Here is a 21746-nt window from a genome sequence, read left to right on the forward strand (position 1 = left end):
AACAAGGGCCCGGTCGCCGAACGCTACGACGACCTGCGCGCGCTCGAACGCGACAGCGACGGCGAGGTCCGCTTCGAGGCGACCGTCGCGGGCGCGATTCCAGCGCTGGCGACCATCGACGGCATCGGCGCCGAGCGCGTGACCGCCGCCCGCGGCGTGCTCAACGGCACCGCGAACTTCATCCTGACGCGGATGGCCGCGGAGGGCCTCGGCTACGAGCACGTGCTCTCGGAGGCCCAGGATCTCGGCGTCGCGGAAGCCGACCCGACGTTCGACGTCGAGGGCACGGACGCCGCGCTGAAGTGCGCGATTCTGGCGAACGTCATCCACGGCGGCGGGTACTCGCTGTCGGACGTGGACGTCCAGGGCATCACGGACATCCCGCCGTCGGCGCTGGACCTCGCGGGCGAGGACGGGCGAACGGTCCGCCTCATCGGCGAGGTGACGGCGGACGGCGCTCGCGTCGGCCCCCGGCTGGTCCCTGAGAACGACGCGCTCGCGGTGTCCGGGACGATGAACATCGTCCAGCTGGAGACCGAGCACGCGGGCCGACTGAACATCTCCGGGCGGGGCGCTGGCGGCCGGGAGACGGCGACCGCCGTCCTCGCGGACGTGGACCGCCTGGAGTGACCCGCAGTCAGGCGGGTGGCTAACTCCTGTCGGACCCGAAATTTGTGACCGCCCCTACTCGCCGGCGGCCGCAGGCCCGCTGACAAAATTTCGTGTGACGTGTTCGCACAAACCGCGGGACGGCGCCGGGTCGGTGCTGAGGGCGTACCGAAATGGTTTTAATGCGAAACGCCGAATAGTTCCCACAGAGCGCGTCTTTAGCGCGAAATTAGACAATGAGCGACGAACGACACCAGAACCTGGCCGTCATTGGCCACGTCGACCACGGCAAGAGCACGATGGTCGGGCGACTCCTCTACGAAACGGGGAGCGTTCCCGAGCACGTCATCGAACAGCACAAAGAAGAAGCCGAGGAGAAGGGCAAGGGCGGCTTCGAGTTCGCCTACGTCATGGACAACCTCGCCGAAGAGCGTGAGCGCGGGGTCACCATCGACATCGCCCACCAGGAGTTCAGTACCGACGAGTACGAGTTCACTATCGTCGACTGTCCTGGCCACCGCGACTTCGTGAAGAACATGATCACGGGCGCGTCCCAGGCGGACAACGCCGTCCTCGTCGTCGCCGCAGACGACGGTGTGGCGCCCCAGACCCGAGAGCACGTCTTCCTCTCGCGGACGCTCGGCATCGACGAACTCATCGTCGCTGTCAACAAGATGGACATCGTCGACTACGACGAGTCCAAGTACAACGAAGTCGTCTCCGACGTCAAGGACCTGTTCGCACAGGTCGGCTTCGACGCCGACGGCGCGACGTTCATCGCGACGTCCGCCTTCGAGGGCGACAACGTCTCCGACCACTCGGACAACACCCCCTGGTACGAGGGCCCGACCCTGCTCGAGGCGCTCAACGACCTGCCGGAGCCGTCCCCGCCGACGGACGCTCCGCTGCGTCTCCCCATCCAGGACGTCTACACCATCTCCGGCATCGGTACCGTCCCCGTCGGACGTATCGAGACCGGCATCATGAACATGGGCGACAACGTCAGCTTCCAGCCGTCTGACGTCGGTGGCGAGGTCAAGACCATCGAGATGCACCACGAGGAAGTCGACAAGGCCGAGCCCGGCGACAACGTCGGGTTCAACGTCCGCGGCATCGGCAAGGACGACATCCGCCGCGGCGACGTCTGTGGCCCGGCCGACGACCCGCCGACGGTCGCCGAGACGTTCACCGCGCAGGTCGTCGTCATGCAGCACCCCTCGGTCATCACGGCAGGCTACACGCCGGTCTTCCACGCCCACACGGCGCAGGTCGCGTGTACCATCGAATCCATCGACAAGAAGATGGACCCGTCCTCCGGCGAAACGCAGGAGGAGAACCCGGACTTCATCCAGTCCGGCGACGCCGCGGTCGTCACCGTACGCCCGCAAAAGCCCCTCAGCATCGAGCCGTCCGGCGAGATCCCGGAACTCGGCTCGTTCGCCGTGCGCGACATGGGTCAGACCATCGCGGCCGGCAAGGTCCTCGACGTCAACGAAGCCTAATCCATGCAGCAGGCACGCGTTCGTCTCGCCGGCGTCAATCCCGACGACCTCGACGACATCTGCGACGACGTCCGGGAAATCGCGGACAAGACCGGCGTGAAGCTCAGTGGGCCGGTCCCGCTCCCGACGAAGACGCTGGAAATCCCCTCGCGGAAGTCCCCCGACGGTGAAGGGACGGCCACGTGGGAGCACTGGGAGATGCGCGTCCACAAGCGTCTCATCGACATCGACGCCGACGAACGCGCGCTCCGCCAGCTGATGCGGATTCAGGTTCCCAACGAAGTCAGCATCGAGATCGTTCTCGAGGACTAACGCGGGAACGCCCGCCCGACCGCGGGCTGTCACACACCACGTTCTTCGAACGCATTACGGCCCAGCCGTGGCGCTGTCTGCACCGCCGCCGCGTTGAAACAGAAGTCTGAAATACGTCGGTCGACTTCGATTGGATGCGGGCTCGTAGATCAGTGGTAGATCGCTTCCTTCGCAAGGAAGAGGCCCTGGGTTCAAATCCCAGCGAGTCCATAGCAGTTCTTCGTCCCTCCGAACTTCCGTAGCGACGAGCGTATTCAGCCCGCACACGGCAGAGTACGCGCCGCATCCGACTGGAATTTGCGCTCTCTCTGAGCGAGTTGCTGAGAGTGTAGAAGTTACCTCGCCTTCGTACCGCGGTTCCGGCGAAGGATTTCGGGGGTGGTCGGCGTGAGCCTGACGACCGACACCTACGCGCAGGGTCGCGTCGTCAACATCCTCACCGGCTGTCCAGCCTGCGGCTACGAGTTCAGTCCGAACGAGCGCCGCTACAAGCACCTCGGCGAGCACGAACCGGAGGACTTTGGCCTCGATCCGCTCGGCGTCGTCGACGACCGCCACGACGAGCCGCTGTTCGGAGGTGACCGCACGTGAGCACCACCGGCCGCGGTCCAGGCGAGTGCCGGCGTTGCGGCGACCAACCGCGTCCCTGGCAATGTCTGTCCGACGGTCTCTGTCCGGGCTGCTGGCGACAAGAACACCGCGCGGACCTCCGCGCCGACGGAGGCATGCCCGCTAATTCGAGTAGGGCCCATGCCCATCGCGGCCAGTCCGGACTCCGATTTGGCTACTGGATGCAGTTCTGGGCGGCCATCTACGCCCTGACGACAGTCTACCCTGAGCCCGGTCTGACCGCCCTCGTTACTGTCGTTCTCGCGGTCATCGGGGCGCTCATCTACTTGACGCGGCCGCCCGCCTGGGGTGATGGCTCGTGAGTGCCGAGTACCGTGCGGCGTTCCTGACGGCGAGCGAGCTGCGCGACCTGGACGCCGACCCGGTTCTCGATTCGGCCGACTACTGGGAGCGTGGTGCGCCGTGAGCGCTGAGCAGACGACGCTCGGCGCGTTTGCGCCCGACCTGTCTGGTCTGACACCCGCGGAACGCGACGCCTTCCAGGCGGTCCGCTGTGGCGACGACGGCCCACGAGAGTACGCACGCAAAACGGACCGGTCGCCTGGGACGGTGAGCAATCTGCTGGCGCGTGCCGAAGCGAAATTGGAGGGGTCGGCGTGACCCTCATCCTGGATTTGTACAGTGGTCCCGGTGGGGTCGGGCTCGCACTTGACGCGCTCCGCGCGGAGTTTCCCGTCGAATTCGAGCACGTCGGCGTGGATATCGTCGACTACGCGGACAGGTACCCCGGGCAGTTCGTGCAGGCGAATGCCAGCGACGCCCTGTTCTTGTCGCGGTTCCCGTCGCCAACGCTGCTCTGGATGAGTCCCCGCTGTCAGGCGTATTCGCGCCTCTCGAAGGCCAACGCCGGCCGCTACGACTGGGACAAGACGCCGAAAGAAGTCTACCCGACGTTCGCGGACCTCAACGTCCGCCAAGTTCTGGAGGTCCTCGATCCGGAGTACTACGTAATCGAGAACGTCGCGACCTGCGACGACCTCGAAACCCCGGCCCGCGTCAACGGCCAAGCGTTCGGGCTGCCGATCGAGAACGAACGTCACTTCGAAACCAACTATCCAATCCCCAACGCGCTCGGCTCTGGGTCGCCAGAGGTCGTGATTGGCCGCGGCTACGAACACCACGAACTCGCCGCCGCCAAAGGCGTCCCCGCCTCATGGGCTGAATCCGAAGTCACCAGCGCCATCCCCCGCGAATTCGTTCAGTACGTTCTCTCGTACTGCCCCGCGTTCCCCCAGATTCCAGCACCCGAGACGACCAACCCCCGACAGACCACGCTAGGAGAATCCGGGTGGTCGGCGTGAAGCGGATTCGGACCGCACCCCACGAATTCGACGCCAACCTTCTCTTCAACGAGGACGGTCTGACGCCGTTCTTCGCGCTCGACCGGGAACGAAAAGCTGGCGGTGGGAGCAAGACCGCGCGCTTCAAACACGACGGCCAGCAGTGGCTTGCGCGGCTCTCCTACCAGGACTCGAATATCGTCAACCCCGGCAGTGAGACCCCGCAGGGAACGCCGTTCCAGATTGAGGAAATCAAAGAGATGCGACTCAAGGTCTCCCGGCGAAGCGACGAGGACGGCGTCGGGCAACAGCAGTTCGTCGCGCACGTCACCCCGCGGTGGCACGGGATGCAGGGAGAGAAACAGAACGGAAAGCGAGTCGAGATACCCGTTCCTGACGGCTTCCAGGAGGGCATCAACGTCCGCATCCAGGGAGCGAACATCGAGTTCAAGCGGTACCTCGTCCTGCTACAGCTGGCCGCCGATGGCCTCGACGTCAACGCTCACTACTTCGACGACGTCCACCCGTACAGCAACATCCAGGACGCCGAGCGATACGTTCGCCTCCATCGGGACAGCAGCGGGCCAGTGCACGCGCGGGACGGCCCGCTGGTCGGTCTCGCACACGTCTTGGAGTCAGACCGTTCGGGCTACCGGAAGCTGGTCCAGAACGACACCGACGGTCACGGAAACAAACTCCCGGGCTACTACCACACGGTGACCCTGGACGCGGCCCGAATCAGCGAAGCCTGGCCCGAACACGATCTCCCGAAAGAGCTCAAGCACTACTACGCTCGAGAAGCGTTCCAAGCCGATCCCGACGACCCACTCGCGCACCCGAAACTCGGCGCGTCCTACCAGGTCTCCCGCTGGGACGATACGCTCCGCTGGGGGGACCTCGAAAAGTTGAACCGCGAACTCGAGGAGGCCGTTCACTCTGTCTTGGAGAACGCTGGTCTCGACTCCGCACCCCAGCGCGGCGGCGGCGCGTTCGTCGAGGACGCCTACTTTCAGGCGGACCTCCACGAACCCGCGACGCCACCGACGACGCTGGACCTGGCGAGCATCCAGCAAGAACAGAAGAACGTCGTCATCGAATACCTCAGCGATGGGCTCACCGACGTCCAGATCGAGAGTCTGGAAACGCTCGTCACGGACGGCGGCGCGGTCTCACCCGATGACATCGCCGACGAGCACGACCGCCACGTCGGGAGCGTCCGCCGCGCGCTCCGCGGCATCGAGCAGCTCGTCGAGCGCGGCTACGGTGAAGTCGGCCTACGGTCGGACTACATCGGCGAAATGGTGTATCAGGCCGTCGCCGACGCCCGCGACGCCGTGAAGAACGCCGCAAACACCGTCGTCGACGCCGCCCGACAGGACCGAGTCAGCGAGACATGGGCGCGCTTCCAAGCGTTCTGCGACCGCTACGGCGTCGACTTCCGGCGTCGCGGAGAGGACGCCACACTCGACCTCGGTCGCCTCGATCCGAACGACGACCCGGATCCCGAGTATCTGGTCCGGCAGGCGTACAAGCTCTGGGACGACGCGAAACAGGACCTCGCACGATTCCGCGCGGCCACCGTCACGTACCGGCGTCCGCACGGCGCCGGCAGTAACGCGCCCGCGTTCCGCTACCTGTAGCGCCCGACGGCAGAGTGGCAACACTGTTCTCCACCCAACTGAGCGAAACCACAGTTTCACTTATTCAGCGTATACCACAACCTCGTTTGAATTCACTCGTGGCGTCGCCGCGGTCTCCAGAAAGGGATGCGACGCGAACCGAACCCAGGGGGTTACGTTTCCCGTTAGGGGTGTCCCTAAGGGGACAAATCCAAAACACTACCCACCGCTCAGCGTCCGCACCCGCAACCGCCCCCTGGGGCGCGAGAAAATTTATGGACTAATCTTCGAACCCTTCACCACTGGTGACCGGTTCCATTCCCGCCTTCCGAACGGCATCCCGAAATGAATCGAACCTCGTTTGTAATGTTGTCACACTGTGGTCAGTGAAAGCGTTGAATTCTCGCGACGTCGGGGCACGACCTACGTACTGAACACACGACCGAATTGCCTCAAGCAGTTCCTCATCGCTCACCTTGGCACCGTCGTGAGTACGATTTCCGGCCGTTTCGAATCCAGCTTCCTCTAATGCGTTGGACCATGTACCAAATTCCCTGCAGTATGGGCCGTGACTGAACTCTCCAAGTTCGTTCATGTCCTTTGAGGTCGGCGTACCGTTGACCTCCTCCGAAACACGGTGCAACTCCTCCAGAAGCTCCTCATCGCTATACTTACTCCCCATATTTTCCCCTTGGAGGCTTACTCTAATTTAACCGCTGCATCCGGTTCTCTGACACTCACCGTCACGCGCCGCGTGGAGATCGTCTCGGCGAGCTCCTCTCGGACGCGGGGCGGTAGGTTCTCGTGCTCCAGGGCGTCCTCGACGTTGCTCAAGAGGCGACCGACGACGTCACAGGACAGGAGGACCGCGCGAGTTTTATTACAGTCGAGGCGGTCGGCCGCCTCTTCGATGGTTGCCTTCCGATGCGCTTTGTCGCCGTCTGTTCGGATTCGCATACCGGATTCTGTACACACGAACGGCATAACCGAACGAATTTGGCTCACTGCAACCCCTATTTTCGGGAGAAAACACCCCTTTCTTCTCAAGAAATTAGTAGGTTATAGGGCCCGCAAGTCCGACCGAGCGCGAATATGCACACGACCCCAAGCGCGTTCGTGTGCATACTCGGTCGAGCGTACATCCGAGCGCTTGAACCCGTGTTCTCAGACGCAGACCGGGATTCCTCCCCCGGAGAATATCAGCCGAAGATTGAGTTGGCGATGAATTCACCGATTGATGCGCCAATCACTCGTGGAGTGAGGAAGCCGACGACAACGATGACTTCCACAACGCCCAACAGACTCACTCCGAGTCGTAGCGGGTTCGAAATGAGCGTCCCGAGGCTCCCTAGGAGCAATCCGACCCCGACGAGAAGCCCGATAAGCGGAATGATGATGCTGATTGCGCCAGTTCGACCGGCTTGAGTCCGATTAGGCGAACTAAGGTAGTAACCAATCGGGAATACACTGCTACCAATCAGTATGACCGCCGGCAACCAGGTCATGGAAATCGCATTAAATTATTCACATATAAGACTGGTGTCGGAACCACCCCGGAGACAGCCGAAACGTTCCCTCGGTACGACTGAAGAGAGCTGTCAGAACCCTCGTGACCGGAATCGACAGTTAGTGAATGCACGGTGCTGAGCGACGAGAGACGCCCCTGACCTGATTAGAAAACGTCCTCGATGGCGATCTTCGCTTGCTGCGTACTACGGTGCTCACCGCCGCCATGCCATCGCACTGTGGGGATCCGGGACGCCCGCCGCCTCCCGTGTGCAAGTACCTCGACGCCACGCCCGCGAATCCGGTACACGGCGAATACGTAGACACCACTCTGCGATTGGAGTTTCTCGTGGTACTCCCGATAAAGTTTGAACGTGCCGGGCTGGCCGTCGGCGTGCTCGTGCATCGCCGCCTTGATTTCGACTGGCGTCCCGTCGGGGGCGTTGGCGTCCTTCCAGGAGGCCCGAGCCAGCTCGAGATCGTGGACGTCGGCCATCTTGTACTCGACCGCCGTCCCGTACTTGTTCGCTCGATGCGAGGGCACGCTTAGGCGCCTCCCGCGGGCGTCGCGCGTTTTATATATATTTCTGGGCCGGGGGTGGCCGCGCGCGGCCCACCGTGGCGAGCGCCCCTCGGGCGCTCGGCGTCGGCGCTGTGGGCCGACTGTAAACGGGGGTGGTTGCGGTTTCCACCTTTCCGCCGTACCGCCTTCATGCGATTGCGGCTTGTACGTCGGAAACCCATTCGCGCTTCTCACCACCGTTCTGGTATTCCTGCCACCAGTTCCCGACGGTAGTGTGGCTGTACGGGACGTTCTCGGCGATTTCGCGATTCGATTTCCCCTCCTGTTTGCCCTGGGCGATGGTCCACATCGAGACGCGCTTGATGTCGTCTTCGGCAACGGCGGGCTCGTCGCTGTCGCTGCTGGTCTCCGTCCACGACCAATCTGATGCTTCCTTGTCGTTGTACCGCCAGTCAGTCGGCGGAATTCCATCAATCTCCGTCTGAATCTCGCGGAGCTGGCCGTTCGTGATGCGATTGGCGACGACGGCTTTCTTCTGGGAGACCTTCTTGACGATGGTGCCGACCCGCCACAGCAGCGGGTGAATCGACGACTCGTCGTGCGCAATCACGATGAGTGCGCCGCCGTACTTGCGGACCTTGAACACCAACGGCCCCATCAGTTTGCGCGTCAGTTGGCCGCTTTTCCCCGAGCCGTCGGCCTTCGAGGAGAGCTCGTCGAGGATGCCGAGCTTCGGCGTCTGGTCGTGCTCGAGTGGGTTGCCGTCCTGACGCAGCCACTCCTTGAGCGCCGGGAAACTCGGGAGGAACCCGTCGCGGTCGCGGCCGCGTTCGTCGGTCCACTCGCTCTTCTCTCGGAGACTCTGGATGTTCGTTCCAACGAGTGCACTCGGATGTTTGTGCTTGAATCGCTGGCCGAGCAGACTTGCGAAGTTGGACTTCCCCGCGCCCATTTCTCCGATTACGACGACGACCGGCGCCGGGCCATCGACCAGATCGTCGATGTCCTGGATTGCCTTCAGACCAGAGACGTCGGCTTGCTGGCCGACGTCCCCGGTCTGGTACTTCAGGGTGGCCGCGTCGCCCTCGGCGAGCGCACGGCGGCCCTCCTCAGTCGCCTCCATTCGGCGGACGCGCTCGACGGCCTCCAGGTCACGGGCCTGCCCGGGCATCCGCTCGGCGCCCTCACACTCGTGGACAGGGTCGTACTCGGCCTCGATGACCGAAAGATACCGCGATAGTTCCGGGTCAGTCGTGATCGCGCCGTGGTTGTACGCGTCGGGGTCGCGGTGGCCCTGCTGCTCGACGTGCTCGCGGTACTGCGCTAGCGTATAGAGATCGGTCTCGTCGCTGCCATCACCCATCGGTCTGCCCTCCGTCAGGCGCCGCCTCTTGCCCACCGCCCACGCTGTTCTTACCAGCACTCGGGTTGTGGGTCTCCCCAGCTGGAAGTGCATCGGGGAGGTGGTCAGGCACGTCCTGAGGCGTGATGTCGCTGAGGTCGTCATCTGTCACGTTCTCGGCGCGCTCGCGGAACTGCTCGGTGATGTCCTTGACCGCGGTCTTATCCAGTTGCTCGCCCTTCTCGCGAGCCTCCACAGCACGATTGATGAGCCGCGTCTGGAGATCGGCCGCGAGGTCACTAATCGAATCCCGCAGGTACGCCAGCGACAGATGCGAATCGACGAGATCCTCATACATCCGTTCCATGTGCGCTTGGCTCGTCAGCAGCTTCGTGTCCTCTAACTCCGAGAGATACACACCGGACACTGAGAGGTGGCCGTTCTCACCGTACTCCGGGCTCCACTCGAACTCGCGGACAGCCACCGCGTCGCCATCGTTGACGCGGTACGGCGCGGGGCCGTCGACGCGCTTGTCGCCCCAGATATCCGGCGGGACGAAATACGTCCGTACGGTGTCCTCGACGGCATTCACGTGGTGGACTTCGACGTAGTTGCGAATCCGCAACCAGTCCACGAATCGCAGGCCGGCAATGAACATCGGCGGCCCAAGAACCAGCCACCCAACGAGGACGTTCGTCGTCCACGACGGGATACCGGGCACGTCGGGATTGAACCACCACAGCAGGACGCCAGCGGCGACCAGTACGCCGGCGACGAGGAGCTGTGCCTCCGCGAGGATGTACGTGAGTCGGTCCTGCCAGCCGTTGAACGTCGCGCTGAGGCCACTCATATGTCTGCCTCCACGGGTTCCCCGCCTTCCTTGTGGAGCTTCCAGAGTGCGGCGCCGACAAACGACAATATCACGATGGCGGCGCCGCCGAACCAGCCGACGGTGCCCGTCGAGCCGCGGAACGGGCTGATTGAGGGGGACCGCACGATTTCAGCGTATAGCACCTGATCGGTGGCGATGGAGACGCCGACATACCCGCGGTCGGTCTCGGTGACGGCGAACTCGGCGGCGGTGCGGCCGTCGACGGTGATCGTCCGCCGGTTCACCTCCCCACCTTCCAGGAAGCCACCCGCGTCTGACAGCGTCACCCGCCGCGACGCCGGCGAGTCGAATACCAGCGTTACCGTGCCGCTGTCGGGGTCATACGACGACGACACCAGCGAAATAGTACTATCAATCTGTTTGCCGGCCGGGGCGGCCGTCGTCTCATTTTCTTGGGCGGACTGTGCGACACCAACGCCGAGATCGGGCGCCGGGGGCCGTGGGCCGGCAGCCGCAGCCGGGGCGGCCACGCCAGCAAGCACGACCAGCGCCGCGACTACCGACAGTACGAGTAATCTCATAAATAAGGGGTGGGTGTGGTTAGGTGCGTCCGAGCAGAACGAGCGCGGCGCCCGCCGCAACGACGAGACCGGGCACGGCGACGTCAGCGTTCAACCCGAGGCCGTCAAAGAACCCGCCACCGCTGGCGGCCGCCTCCTCGCGGTCTTGAATCGCGTCCCGAATCTCGATTAGTTGCTGTAGCTGTTCTTCGGTCAGCGACACATCCGAGGTCTGCGTGTTGTAGCTCTCAGTTGTGGTAGAGGTCTTGTCCTCACCGGTCTGTACGTCCGTCATGGACGTGATTTTGAAGTCCGACCCGATTGCTTGCAGGCCGTCGTTCGTCGCCATGAACACGAGTTCATCCGTCTTCGACACGTTGTAGAGGTGGCCGGTGTCCAGCGTGCCATTCGTCGAAGCTGGTTCCCAGTCCGTGTAGAGCTGGCCGTACAGCGTCTTGTCCTCGCTGGGAATCTCAACTGTAAACGAGGTGTTCATGTTCGTTTGGACACCCATCAGCGCGAGGTCGCCGCCAGCGTAGGCGTAGTGACCCGTGCTGTCGTAGTCCGTCGCGAACTCCTGTGCGAGCGTCACCGGATCAGGAATATCCGTGATGTTGACGGTCCCCGCCTCGTAAGCGTCGTAGGTCTGATTCGACCACGCTTCGATGTTACTGCTCATTTGAGCCTCAGAACTATTCAACTCAGTGAGCAGTTCCTTATACTCAGCCGGGACGATAACCCGAGTCGAATCAGACCCGTAAGCAGCCTTCATGCGAACCGGCGGATTGCCTTCGAAGGATTCAGTCCTGTTAGAGGCTTTGAACGGGGCCGCAACGATAGCCTGACCGTTGTCAAACGGGTACATCTTGAATAGGATTTGCACGTCGATCGTGGACCCGTTCGCCAGCGTGTAGTTCTGATACTGCCAATCAGCCTCGGCCCACTCGTATTGCGTACCCGCGGATAGCGAAGTCGCATTCGAGTAGTACGGCGTCGAAAGGTCCGAGTGACTGTTATACACGGAGTGAAGGTATTTCACCTCCTTCATGGACGCATTCCATTGCCGGAGCAGGTTCATCTCCGTCACAGTGTAGTAGTCCGTGACGTTCTCAGACGCCCACTGTTGTGCAACAGCTTTGCTCTTGTTCGCCCCGAGCGCGTCCATAAACGCCGCCTTTCCTTTCGTCCAGGCCAGCGTTTTTCCGCCGTCTCGGACTGTGTTGTTCAGAATCGTGGTCTGTTGGGCGCTCTGCTCATCAACCAGCGTGGACTGATGATGAACCTCCTGATACGTCTCGTTCGCATCCACCGCGACCGTACTGTCGCCGTCCGCGCCCGAGTGGTACTTGTCCAGCACGTACCCAGCCGCCAGCAGACCGCCGGTCAGGACGACGACAGCGGTAAACCCAAGCGCGTCAACCGACCCGATCGGTGACGCTTCATCAAGGGCCGACTCGGCGCCGGGGCCGAGAAAGCCGCCGCCTGCCAGCGCCGTCACCAGCCCGACCGCCATCAGGACGACGCCGACGCCGCGAAGGCTCGGGCCGCGACTCATACTCCCCCCGCGCCGACCAGTGCGCCGGCGACCGCGGCCGAAGCGCCCATCACCCATACGGCGGCGTCTCGCTTTTTGAGTTCGTTCATTCGTGAGTACCTCAGTACCACGCAGTCACCGTGTACGCGCCGGAGAGGCCGAGGAACGCGACCAGACCGATGGCCTGACTACCGAGCACGAGGTCTTGGATGGCGGGGATGAACGCCATCCCGAACAACACGATTACGCCGGCGGCGACCGCGATGCTCTCGATCTCGTCTAGATCGTCCCAGCCGTCCCCCGCTCGATTCGTCGTCCAGCTCGCCGCGAGGCCAAGGAACGCGATAACGAACGCGACGCTGACACTCATCCCACTCCCCGACAGCAGCGTCTGCGAGAGCGAGAAGCCGAACATCGAGAACGTCCCGATGCCCGTCAACACGACGGCCGCGAGACTGAACGCCGGTGCAACGACGATATCCTGCAGGTCGAAGCCTCCCTTACTGTGGAGGCTGAATAACTCTGAAGTTGCCATACTGCGCGTCTCACGACGCAGAGTCGCCACTTAATCGAACGACTCCACCCGGGGAAACGTGCGAACGGTCGACGAACGGCGCCGTCGGTCGACACATTCTTGCGGCGTATCGATGCACGAATATTCCATGATAACTGACGCCCGAGCCCTCCAACCCGACTTTGTGCCGACGGAGCTCCATCACCGCGAAGGCGAGATTGACGCGCTCACGACGACACTCCGGCCCATTGCAGACGGCTTCAAAGGCGACGACGCGTTCATCTTCGGCCCGAGTGGCGCGGGCAAGACGACGATTGCCCGCTACGTGGTCGACCTCCTCCAGCAGGAGAACCTCGACACGACAACGGGGTACGTGAACGCGATGTCAAACAGCACCCGGGCGGACGCATTATACGCGCTCGTTCGAGACGCGGGCCTCGCCTACGACCTGCGGAAAGAGGGGTCGCACGCCTCGCGCTTCCTCAGTCGCATCAAGGACGTCGACGGCCAGTTCATCGCGATCGTCGACGAGGTCCACGTCCTCGAGGACTACGACACGCTCCAATCGCTGTGGGAACTCCCGAACGTCACGCTGCTCATGGTGTGCCTCGACGAGGAGGAGCTGTTCGCGGAGTTCGACCAGCAACTCCAGAGTCGCTTCGGCTCAGCGCGGAAGGTGCGACTAGATCGGTACGGGACCGACGAGATGACGTCGATTCTCCGTGGGCGCGTGAAAGCGGGCTTGCGGCCGGGCACGATAGATGAGGCGACGCTGGCGTACATCGCGGACCTGGCGGCCGGAGACGCGCGAGCGGGCATCGCATTGTTGCGAAGCGCTGTCGATCGTGCCCTCGTTGACGAGCGTGACGAGATTACGCAGGCGCTCGTTGACGAAACGGAAGCGGATGCACGCGCGGATATGGAGGCACACCGAGTTCGTGAACTGGACACCGACAAACGCCTGCTCTACGAGCTCGTCCAAGAGGCAGGCGAATTAGGCGCGGGAACGCTACACGCTCGGTACGAGGACCGGGCGCAAGATCCAGTTGCCCGGTCGACGCGGCGGAAGTACCTCGGTCGGCTCTCTGAGTATGGGCTGATTGATGAACGCGGAGCCGGGCGAGGAAAACAGTACATTCAGCCCACGTAATCTCGCACCTCGATACAGTCCTCTCTCAGATACTCACCGCGATACTCCTTGTCGGCGTCAGCGTGTTCATCTGCCGGTACGACGACCTCGTCCCACACTGAACCACTCTAAAACAACTCTCTCTCAGTACCGTTTACTCAATCTACACTGAACCTCCCTAGGACAACTCTCCCTCAGCACCGTTTACTCAATCCACACTGAACCACTCTAAAACAACTCTCTCTCAGCACCGTTTACTCAATCCACACTGAACCACTCTAGGACAACTCTCCCTCAGCACCGTTTACTCAATCCACACTGAACCACTCTAGGACAACGATTTGGGGTAAGCTTTTACTCAAACAGCGAGGAAGTCGTTGTAATGAAAGACGGCTATCTCATTGATACACCAGCACCGGGAGTCTACAGACCAGTTGACTCCAGCCGCGGTGTTCCCTTCTCAAAGTTTTACTTGCCGGATAAGTTACCGCCGGAGATAGACCTCACACAGGACGTAATTCAGTCATACGGACGCGCAATGCACTCGTTAGGGCGGCTAGATGGTTTCTGGAGTGAAATCGAAAATCCGCAGGACGTGTTTGGTCTATTCGTATATAAAGAGGCTGAGCAATCCTCACAAGTAGAGGGCACACAGGTCACTGTCTCGGACATGTATGAAGAGGATGAAGCTTCAAAGGATGTCCGTGAAGCACGAAACTATGCATCTGCATTGATGAGTGCAGCAGAACAGTTGTCTGAGACGGGCCGTTCCCGCGAAAGTCTCTCGATTGACCTCTTGAAGAATCTGCACGAGGAGTTAATGGAAGAGGGTAGGACTGACGAAGAGGATCCCCTACCAGGCGAATTCCGTTCGGATTATGTGTGGATTGAGGAATCTACAGGAGGGTATGGAACGCAGGTTCGGTTCGCCCCACCAAAAGCCAAAATCGCGGTTTCGAGAATGGAAGACTTTGAGACATACATGCAGTCAGGCGGCGAATATCCGGATTTGATTGACATCGGGATACTCCACTATCAACTTGAGACTATCCACCCGTTTGTTGACGGGAATGGTCGCGTTGGGCGTCTATTGATTATCCTCCTACTGATGGCGTCTGACATTCTACTCCATCCGCTGTTCTATCTCAGTTCATACATCCGGCGGAACCGCGACGAGTACACAAGCCGTCTGTTAGCTGTCAACGAAGAGGGGGAATGGAACGAGTGGCTGGAGTTCTTCCTGCAGGGAATCAAAGAGCAAGCCGACGAAGCGTTCAGTCGAGCAAAGCTACTACTGCACATCCGGAAGCGGTACCAGAGAGAATACCAGGAGGCCCCCTCGTCGGTCCGCAGACTCATCGACGAAATGTTCACGAATCCAGTATTCACGACCAGTCGTGCTGCGGAGATGATTGATATGAGCTATCAAGGAGCGCGTAACGCGATCCAAAAGCTCGAAGAAGATGGCGTCCTCCGAGAGAGAACCGGGAAAGCCCGATACCAGGAGTTCCAAGCCGACGGTGTACTCGACGCATTGAATAAAGACGCTGCGGAGATACCCTCTCCCGAGGCCCTAATCGAGGACGAAGAAGACCGGTTCCAAGAGGTGTAGTCTCACGCTGAATTTTAGGGGCCAGTATTCATGCGAAATGCGCCTGAAGAGTAGTCGCAAAAGGCCGCATTCGATGTCTCCGTATCACCATATCGGGAATCCGGGAATGCCTCGATGCAGTCCACTTTCCAGTAGCGGCGGGGCTGCTGGTCGACGTCGAGGTATTCGAGGGCTGTCGTCCACGACCCGAACCGGGCCCTGATCGTGTTGTAGCACGGGCTGACGTCGAGATCTTTGTACTCCGCGACCGTCGGCGCGTGCCCGAGTTCGTCGGCAGCCTTCTGGAGAGCTTTAAGACATGCATCCTTCGATATAGCCATCGGAATATCTCTAAGATTAAGTAAACAGGGGATTGTAAAGTACCCTCTGTTTCAAGATGAGAAGTAAGCAGCATGATTTATTTCTCTCCTTCAATCAGACAAACAGTATATGATCGAGAAGCTGAGACAATTCATTAGAGACCACATTACCAAGGTGTCTTTCTTAGCTTGGTTTCTACTCCTTCCGGCAACTGTACTTCTTGTTAGGAAAGAGGTGGGACTAGGAACGTCGTCGGCAGACATGGCGATTGCAATCCTGGAACTTATCGCCTTAACGCTCCCCGCTCTAGCGATAATGCTTCAAGCCATTTTGAGCTACTCTGAACGGCCGGCACTGGCAGCCACCGGCGAAGGCGTAGACCTTCGTATGTATGCGTTTCTAGCATCAGGACTAGCTGGTACGGGCCTGTTCTTTGCGGCCTCTGTGATACTCCAATTTCTGAAAATGCCCTCGGAACTCTCCACGGCGCTATGGTTGGTTAACTTCGCCATCCTAGGTATGGCAATTCTCCCAATAACTATCGGCTTGTATCTATGGAGTAGCCCACATTCAGATCTCGCCAAGTTCCTGGACGTCTATGCCCTGCATGAGCAAATGTCCGGCATTGACGAATTGGATAGTGAAGAAGTCGAGAGGTTGTTGACGGGACCCGGGATTGATGACTCCGAGTTCGCTAAGGAAGTATTCGATTTCTCGGATGGAGAAACTACGGACAAGGGAACGAGTGGGAAATTGCGGACGCAAGGAAGTCCGTTCTACGAAACTGACGAATAAGTGGATGAAGGCAGTACTCCACTACAAGATTTGATGGACAGCCATCCCCGCGAAGAAGCCTGCTCCGTGCCCAATTAGGTTCGTGAATCCGCCATTACTCTGTAGATTCGCGGGGAAACTCGCGATGACCAGCCAAAGGGCAGCGAACGTCCCAACCAACAAAATCAGCGCGAGTTGGCGATTCTCCTGAGCCCAGTCGACCAAACCAACCGGCGATAGCTCCCCTCGAGAGACGGCCCACGTGGCGAACCCCAACACGACGACGAGCATGCCGAGCATGACGTATCGGGGTGGCCCGGTGAACATCACTGCCCAAGAGGCGAACAGCACGATTCCGACCATGCTGGCGGCGTACATCGCGTTCTCCTCGGGGAGTTCGTCGTCGAACGCCTGAAGGACGTTCATCAGTAGCAGGCCGACGAATGCGGCGACGACAGCAGATAGTCCCCGACCATACTGAATCGGAAGGTCAAGCGCGACGGACCATGTGAGATAGCTCGCGGCATTCGCCACGATCGGGACAGCGAGGATGATGACTGCGAATGCTCGATAGAACTCTTGCAGACGGTTCTGGTTGGAAAACAGCAAGTAGAGCGAGAAGACGGAAATAACGTAGCCGAAGAGATTGCTAGCGAGGTGAGTGGCATTCGCGTGGACGAACGCGGCCGTGTATAGTTGGTAAAAGACAGGATTCTGGTAGTTCAAAGCCATCCTCGTTTGAGTCGAATCTCCAGCGAGATAGAATAGAAGAACAACCGCAAACGCAGGAAGAATAGCACCAATGGGTTGAAGTAACCACCAACAACGAACCTTCATTACTCCGACCAATTCACCGATATCCTTAAACATGTCTCCCTGACTCTTATGGTCGATAGATTGCTTCTATGAAAAGTATGGAAATAGTCTATTCACTCCACGATTGGATCTGGAGAACCCTTGTGAATAGTTCAAGAGGGATTCGAGAAGCCCTATTGTTTTCACTCCCACCCTTACCAATAATTCTCAGTATATTACATCTTTCAAAACTCCAGTTCTTCAGTGGCGGGATTCCCTTTCTAATTTGGTACTATTTCGCTATTTCAACGCTTCTAGCGTTCTTCATGCGGGTCTATTCAAACGTGACGGGACAGATATCTGAATTCTGGCGCAATTCCTTCCCTTCCGAAAAGGATTCAGAGTTAAATTTCTGGAAATCACTCCGGTCGGGTTTGAGCGAGTACTCCAAAGTTGAGGAACAAAACCCCCACCTTACAGAACAATCTCCCGGAAGTATTCTCCCACACTGTGCGTATTTCATTTTACAAATTGTTGAATCGTTGATCTGGTTCTATATTATGGGCTCACTGATTGCGATGGGGAACATCCTACTGAATATTGATACGCTGGCCAGGCAAGTCGTTGAAACACGAAATGTGCAGGTTATCGGCGAAGCAATCTCATCATCATTCATACCCGCAAACTTGGTCATTGGAACAGGTTTAATTCCAGAAAGTGGCTCCACGACAGCTTTACTCCTTCTACTACTCTCTCCTTCCGTAATGGTGGCCACGGGCGCTATCTCAAATTTATTCCGAGCATCTGAGGGAGTCCACAGAAAACTGCTAATTGGGTTAATAAACCACTCTTCTTTCAAGTCAGAACCGATTTTTTATATCGGAATGACAGTCTTCTACGCGATTATAATTTCGCTACTATAGCCGCAGAAACGGAGGCATACTCGCAGTACCTCGGCCGCCCGCCCCCAGTTTGGTCGATTCCTTTTCCCGACTCTCTTGTTCTGACTCAACATCCTCAACTGACCCAGCATCCAACGATGATTCGTTCGCTTCCGTTCACGATACCGTTCGCAACTTAAGCCTTCAAAACACCCATGAGTAGATAGTAGACCGATTTTCTCCCCTAACCGTTCTCGTCCGCTTTAGCAATATCCCCCCGACAGTCCTCGACTACGACGAGATGTTCAGAAACACAGTCAATCCTCGTCCTCGAGATCCTCCGTCGGGAGGTCGCCTTCGAGCCACGCACGGCCGCGGTCCGTCAGTTGGTACAGCGACTTCTCTTCGTCATTGTATTCGATTAGACCATGGTCCCGGAGTAGCCGAAGGTGGTCGTCAATTCCAGAGCGACTCCAGTTCGTGTTTTCGGCGATGGTACGCGGTGTTAAGACGAGTTCTTCATTTCCCGGGTTCTGAAGTCGGCGAAGAATGTCGTAGTCCATCGGCGTCATCCACGACGCAAGTGTCGGCCGACTCATTGCTATTTGCCTTTGTACCGAGGCATATGGTAATTTCCATGCCCACAATAGCTAGGAGCGTATTCTACTTAATAAGCAGAATACTGTGCGAAAGTTTCAAACCCCCTTCGCACAATACTGTGCGTAACGAGGTGCCCGGCGGACCCGTCGCTCCCCGATGGGTCTTCATGAGAAATTGCGGACCCCGCTGCTTGGGACAGCGGGCCCGCGTGGGGCCTCGTAATCAGGGTACGAAGCCCATGAAGGAACACAACGACAGCGGACAAGAGCTTTCTGCTGCACAGCACGACGAGAACGACGACGGCTGCCCGGAATGCGGCGCTCCGATCCGGTCGGTCACGCGCCGCGGCCCGAGCGAAGTCGTGATTGCGCCCTGCGGCCACAACGTCGCAGGCACGCTCGCTCGAGATTTTCCGCGAGCGAGTGAGCGCACAAACGGCGACGAAACGGCGACCATTCGGGCCGACGGCGGGACGGTCGCACGAGGCTACGAACAGACGTCGCCCGAGGAGCTCCCGAGCGAGTACCGGGTCGAGACCGACGACGGCGACATCGTGAGCATCGGTCGGTACCGGGAACGCACCGGGAACAAGTACGACGTCGAGGCCAGAGACGAACAGCGCACCCGGATGCGGGAGGCGGTCGCCGCGATCCGGGCTGCCGACCACGACGACGTTCAGAGCGTCGAGTTCCGGGACCCCGACGGCGGCCCGGAATTCCACGTCGAACTTCGGCTCGTCGACGACTGCAAGACGACGTTCCGAGTAGCCTCACTCCTCCGGAAGCACGACCTGCGTATCTACGGCGTCGACATCTACGACGGTCACCTGGCGGCTTGGATTCACGAAGAAGGCTGGGCGGAGTGGTCAGAATGACTGCCGCGGCGTCACTGGAGTGCGTCGTCTTCGACGGCCTCGAGGTCGAAGTCATCGAGGAACGCGGCGATTCCGGCAGTCGCTTCGACCCCATCCTCGGCGAACACGTCGACGTCCTCCTCGTAGGAGGAATGCAGCTGGTCGCGCTCCCCGTAGCAACGTCCACACAGCGGGACGCGCGCACCGCCGATTGTCCCAGAGAACTCGCGATTCTCGACAAGGTAATCGACCCACTCCATCGGGAGAGACTGGACACCGCGAACCGGCGAATCACCACACCGAGCGCATTCAGAAGCGTTCATTTCGAGCAGTCACCTGCTTCATTCCTCTCAGAGCACTCGCAAGAAAGCAACGACTCGACCACCCCCACCCGCTTCATCATGCAACCGAACGCAGCAACGCCGGCGACCGAGCACCGAGACGAAACCACCAGTGGCCCGACGGAGGTCGGTGCCTGATGTCGACAGACTCCAACGGCGTCGACTGGGACGCCCTCGGTTACGTTGCGGCCTCCGACTACCGGTGTGCGGTCGTCGCCGCGCTCGACGTCGACGGTCCCGCGACGCCGACGACAATCGGGGACCGCACCGACCTCGAAATCACGCACGTCTCGCGAACGCTCACGGAACTGCGCGACCGGGACGTCGTCGAACTCCTTGTGCCCGAGGAACGCAAGAAGGGGCGCATCTATGGGCTGACCGACGGCGGCCAGCGGCTCGCCGACGAGACCGACGAGGTGAACGCATGACCGACGACCGTCCCGAGTGCGACCGCTGCGGGCTCGCAGACGCCTCGGTCCGCGAACTCCTCGTGCGGAACCCCGACGGCAAAGTCAACGTCTGCGACGACTGCGAGGACGAACTGAACGCCGAGGTCGTCCGCGAGGTCGGCAGGCCCGAGGTGGTGCTCGATGAGTAAGCGCCGCGCAACCGGTCCGACGGACGAGTTGATGCCGCTGTCGCCCGAGGAAGGATTCGACCGGTTCATCAAGTACCGGCTGAACCGCGTCGACGAGAACACCGTCCGGAACGACAAGACCCGGCTCCGGTTCTTCCGCGAGTGGTGCGAGAAGGAGGACGTCGACAACCTGAACGACCTGACCGGCCGCGCGATGTCGGACTTCGTCTCCTGGCGCGGCAGCCAGATCAAGGCCATCACGCTCCAGAAGCAACTCGGCACGATCCGGGAGGCGCTGCGTTTTTGGGCGGACATCGAGGCCGTCCGCCCCGGCCTCCACGAGCGCGTTCACGCGCCCGAGATTCCCGACGGCGCGAAGTCCAAGGACAGACACCTCGGCCAGCAGCGCGCCGAGCAGCTCATCGACTACCTCGACCGCCACGAGTACGCCAGCCAGCGCCACGTCACGCTGCTGCTCCTGTGGCGGACCGGAATGCGTCGGTCCGCACTCCGGTCCCTCGACGTCGACGACCTCAAGGCGGACGACTTCGCGCTCGTCCTGAAGCACCGCCAGGACGAAGGCACGCGCCTGAAGAACCACGAGGACGGCGAACGCTGGGTTCACCTCACCCCGAACGTCTACCAGGTCGTCCAGGACTACGTCGACGAAGTCCGCGAGGACGTGACCGACGACTACGGCCGCGAACCGCTGTTCACGACCCGCGTTGGGCGGCCGACGGGCGATACAATCTACAAGCGGATGCACCGCGTGACCCAGCCCTGCGAGCTCGGATACGAGTGCCCGCACGACCGCGACCCCGAGGACTGCGAGGCGAGAGGGTCGCCGGGCGTGCCGCACAAGTGCCCGAGTAGCCGCGGCCCGCACTCGATTCGACGCGGGAGTATCACGGCCCACCTCAACGAGAGCGTGCAGCCGGACGTCGTCAGCGAGCGCTGCGACGTGTCGCTGGAAGTCCTCTACGAACACTACGACGTGCGGACCGACCGCGAGAAGATGGAAGTGCGCCAGGACCACCTCTCAGGGAGCTGGATGTAACAATGACAGACATTTTAACAACCGTCATCGTAGAGCCCTCCTGCGATTATTCCCAGCGAGTCCA

28 protein-coding genes and 1 tRNA gene are annotated in these 21746 nt (G+C 60.4%); 17 read left to right on the forward strand and 12 right to left on the reverse strand.

Annotated features, from left to right (window positions below; all coding sequences use genetic code 11):
- The 9 genes from GRX66_RS06715 to GRX66_RS06755 all read left to right on the forward strand — a co-directional run.
- The coding region (locus tag GRX66_RS06715) for a homoserine dehydrogenase (protein WP_159525863.1) at positions 1 to 630 on the forward strand (630 nt) is incomplete at its 5' end.
- A gap of 215 nt (positions 631 to 845) precedes the next feature.
- The gene (tuf, locus tag GRX66_RS06720; RefSeq protein ID WP_159525864.1) at positions 846 to 2111 is read left to right on the forward strand and encodes a translation elongation factor EF-1 subunit alpha; all 1266 of its coding nucleotides are present in this window, start codon (positions 846 to 848) and stop codon (positions 2109 to 2111) included.
- Positions 2112 to 2114: 3 nt separating this feature from the next.
- Positions 2115 to 2423 (forward strand): 30S ribosomal protein S10, encoded by a 309-nt coding sequence (rpsJ, locus tag GRX66_RS06725; protein WP_159525865.1) that lies wholly within the window; start codon positions 2115 to 2117, stop codon positions 2421 to 2423.
- A gap of 138 nt (positions 2424 to 2561) precedes the next feature.
- Positions 2562 to 2633 (forward strand) — tRNA-Ala (locus GRX66_RS06730).
- 177 nt (positions 2634 to 2810) lie between these two features.
- Positions 2811 to 3014: a hypothetical protein gene (locus GRX66_RS06735; RefSeq protein ID WP_159525866.1), complete on the forward strand. Its 204-nt coding sequence runs from the start codon at positions 2811 to 2813 to the stop codon at positions 3012 to 3014.
- 200 nt (positions 3015 to 3214) lie between these two features.
- Positions 3215 to 3355, forward strand: a complete 141-nt coding sequence (locus GRX66_RS06740; protein ID WP_159525867.1) for a hypothetical protein — start codon at positions 3215 to 3217, stop codon at positions 3353 to 3355.
- A 100-nt stretch (positions 3356 to 3455) separates the two neighbouring features.
- A complete protein-coding gene (locus GRX66_RS06745; RefSeq protein WP_325063987.1) occupies positions 3456 to 3653 on the forward strand; it encodes a sigma-70 family RNA polymerase sigma factor in 198 nt (65 codons plus the stop codon).
- On the forward strand, positions 3650 to 4354 hold the full coding sequence (locus GRX66_RS06750; RefSeq protein WP_159525868.1) for a hypothetical protein: 705 nt from the start codon (positions 3650 to 3652) through the stop codon (positions 4352 to 4354). The genes GRX66_RS06745 and GRX66_RS06750 overlap by 4 nt, the downstream gene beginning before the upstream one ends.
- Positions 4351 to 5973 carry a DUF7845 domain-containing protein gene (locus GRX66_RS06755; RefSeq protein WP_201292946.1) on the forward strand — a complete coding sequence of 541 codons (1623 nt, stop codon included), beginning with the start codon at positions 4351 to 4353 and terminating at the stop codon, positions 5971 to 5973. Before GRX66_RS06750 ends, GRX66_RS06755 begins: the two co-directional genes overlap by 4 nt.
- Before the next feature lie 259 nt (positions 5974 to 6232).
- On the opposite strand, the gene GRX66_RS06760 is transcribed toward GRX66_RS06755, so the two are convergent.
- The 8 genes from GRX66_RS06760 to GRX66_RS06795 form a co-directional block, all read right to left on the reverse strand.
- Entirely contained in the window at positions 6233 to 6634 is a 402-nt protein-coding gene (locus GRX66_RS06760) for a homing endonuclease associated repeat-containing protein (RefSeq protein ID WP_159525869.1), read from the reverse strand.
- 17 nt (positions 6635 to 6651) lie between these two features.
- Positions 6652 to 6909, reverse strand: a complete 258-nt coding sequence (locus tag GRX66_RS06765; protein ID WP_159525870.1) for a DUF7692 domain-containing protein — start codon at positions 6907 to 6909, stop codon at positions 6652 to 6654.
- 715 nt (positions 6910 to 7624) lie between these two features.
- On the reverse strand, positions 7625 to 7954 hold the full coding sequence (locus GRX66_RS06770; RefSeq protein ID WP_159525888.1) for a hypothetical protein: 330 nt from the start codon (positions 7952 to 7954) through the stop codon (positions 7625 to 7627).
- 214 nt (positions 7955 to 8168) lie between these two features.
- Positions 8169 to 9344, reverse strand: coding sequence for a helix-turn-helix domain-containing protein (locus tag GRX66_RS06775; RefSeq protein ID WP_233745348.1), 1176 nt, complete (start codon positions 9342 to 9344; stop codon positions 8169 to 8171).
- Positions 9337 to 10173, reverse strand: coding sequence for a hypothetical protein (locus tag GRX66_RS06780; RefSeq protein ID WP_159525871.1), 837 nt, complete (start codon positions 10171 to 10173; stop codon positions 9337 to 9339). Before GRX66_RS06780 ends, GRX66_RS06775 begins: the two co-directional genes overlap by 8 nt.
- The gene (locus GRX66_RS06785) at positions 10170 to 10481 is read right to left on the reverse strand and encodes a hypothetical protein (RefSeq protein WP_159525872.1); all 312 of its coding nucleotides are present in this window, start codon (positions 10479 to 10481) and stop codon (positions 10170 to 10172) included. The genes GRX66_RS06780 and GRX66_RS06785 overlap by 4 nt, the downstream gene beginning before the upstream one ends.
- A 274-nt stretch (positions 10482 to 10755) precedes the next feature.
- Positions 10756 to 12270 (reverse strand): hypothetical protein, encoded by a 1515-nt coding sequence (locus tag GRX66_RS06790; protein WP_159525873.1) that lies wholly within the window; start codon positions 12268 to 12270, stop codon positions 10756 to 10758.
- A 100-nt stretch (positions 12271 to 12370) separates the two neighbouring features.
- The gene (locus tag GRX66_RS06795; protein WP_159525874.1) at positions 12371 to 12784 is read right to left on the reverse strand and encodes a hypothetical protein; all 414 of its coding nucleotides are present in this window, start codon (positions 12782 to 12784) and stop codon (positions 12371 to 12373) included.
- 127 nt (positions 12785 to 12911) lie between these two features.
- Between GRX66_RS06795 and GRX66_RS06800 the strand changes: the two genes are divergently transcribed.
- Entirely contained in the window at positions 12912 to 13913 is a 1002-nt protein-coding gene (locus GRX66_RS06800; RefSeq protein WP_159525875.1) for a Cdc6/Cdc18 family protein, read from the forward strand.
- 361 nt (positions 13914 to 14274) lie between these two features.
- On the forward strand, positions 14275 to 15504 hold the full coding sequence (locus GRX66_RS06805) for a Fic family protein (RefSeq protein WP_159525876.1): 1230 nt from the start codon (positions 14275 to 14277) through the stop codon (positions 15502 to 15504).
- A gap of 14 nt (positions 15505 to 15518) precedes the next feature.
- Here GRX66_RS06805 and GRX66_RS06810 read toward each other — a convergent pair whose 3' ends face one another.
- Positions 15519 to 15824, reverse strand: coding sequence for a homing endonuclease associated repeat-containing protein (locus tag GRX66_RS06810; RefSeq protein ID WP_159525877.1), 306 nt, complete (start codon positions 15822 to 15824; stop codon positions 15519 to 15521).
- Between the two features lie 109 nt (positions 15825 to 15933).
- Here GRX66_RS06810 and GRX66_RS06815 point away from each other — a divergent pair, with 109 nt between their 5' ends.
- A complete protein-coding gene (locus tag GRX66_RS06815; protein WP_159525878.1) occupies positions 15934 to 16599 on the forward strand; it encodes a hypothetical protein in 666 nt (221 codons plus the stop codon).
- A 21-nt stretch (positions 16600 to 16620) separates the two neighbouring features.
- Here the strand turns inward: GRX66_RS06815 and GRX66_RS06820 are convergent, their stop codons facing one another.
- Positions 16621 to 17415 (reverse strand): hypothetical protein, encoded by a 795-nt coding sequence (locus tag GRX66_RS06820; protein WP_159525879.1) that lies wholly within the window; start codon positions 17413 to 17415, stop codon positions 16621 to 16623.
- Positions 17416 to 17492: 77 nt separating this feature from the next.
- On the opposite strand from GRX66_RS06820, the gene GRX66_RS06825 reads away from it, so the two are divergent.
- Positions 17493 to 18296: a hypothetical protein gene (locus GRX66_RS06825; RefSeq protein WP_159525880.1), complete on the forward strand. Its 804-nt coding sequence runs from the start codon at positions 17493 to 17495 to the stop codon at positions 18294 to 18296.
- Between the two features lie 275 nt (positions 18297 to 18571).
- Here the strand turns inward: GRX66_RS06825 and GRX66_RS06830 are convergent, their stop codons facing one another.
- Entirely contained in the window at positions 18572 to 18817 is a 246-nt protein-coding gene (locus GRX66_RS06830) for an ArsR family transcriptional regulator (RefSeq protein WP_233745350.1), read from the reverse strand.
- A gap of 275 nt (positions 18818 to 19092) precedes the next feature.
- On the opposite strand from GRX66_RS06830, the gene GRX66_RS06835 reads away from it, so the two are divergent.
- Positions 19093 to 19728 carry a hypothetical protein gene (locus GRX66_RS06835; protein ID WP_159525882.1) on the forward strand — a complete coding sequence of 212 codons (636 nt, stop codon included), beginning with the start codon at positions 19093 to 19095 and terminating at the stop codon, positions 19726 to 19728.
- 11 nt (positions 19729 to 19739) lie between these two features.
- On the opposite strand, the gene GRX66_RS06840 is transcribed toward GRX66_RS06835, so the two are convergent.
- Positions 19740 to 19967: a hypothetical protein gene (locus tag GRX66_RS06840; protein WP_159525883.1), complete on the reverse strand. Its 228-nt coding sequence runs from the start codon at positions 19965 to 19967 to the stop codon at positions 19740 to 19742.
- Between the two features lie 218 nt (positions 19968 to 20185).
- Here GRX66_RS06840 and GRX66_RS06845 point away from each other — a divergent pair, with 218 nt between their 5' ends.
- Genes GRX66_RS06845 through GRX66_RS06855 form a run of 3 tightly spaced genes read left to right on the forward strand, consistent with a single transcriptional unit; the run spans position 20186 to position 21682 of the window.
- Positions 20186 to 20476, forward strand: coding sequence for a MarR family winged helix-turn-helix transcriptional regulator (locus tag GRX66_RS06845; protein WP_159525884.1), 291 nt, complete (start codon positions 20186 to 20188; stop codon positions 20474 to 20476).
- Entirely contained in the window at positions 20473 to 20646 is a 174-nt protein-coding gene (locus tag GRX66_RS06850; RefSeq protein ID WP_159525885.1) for a hypothetical protein, read from the forward strand. Before GRX66_RS06845 ends, GRX66_RS06850 begins: the two co-directional genes overlap by 4 nt.
- Positions 20639 to 21682, forward strand: coding sequence for a tyrosine-type recombinase/integrase (locus tag GRX66_RS06855; RefSeq protein WP_159525886.1), 1044 nt, complete (start codon positions 20639 to 20641; stop codon positions 21680 to 21682). Before GRX66_RS06850 ends, GRX66_RS06855 begins: the two co-directional genes overlap by 8 nt.
- The last annotated feature ends 64 nt before the right edge of the window (positions 21683 to 21746 follow it).

This window comes from Halobacterium bonnevillei (genome assembly GCF_009831555.1).
Lineage (GTDB): Archaea > Halobacteriota > Halobacteria > Halobacteriales > Halobacteriaceae > Halobacterium > Halobacterium bonnevillei.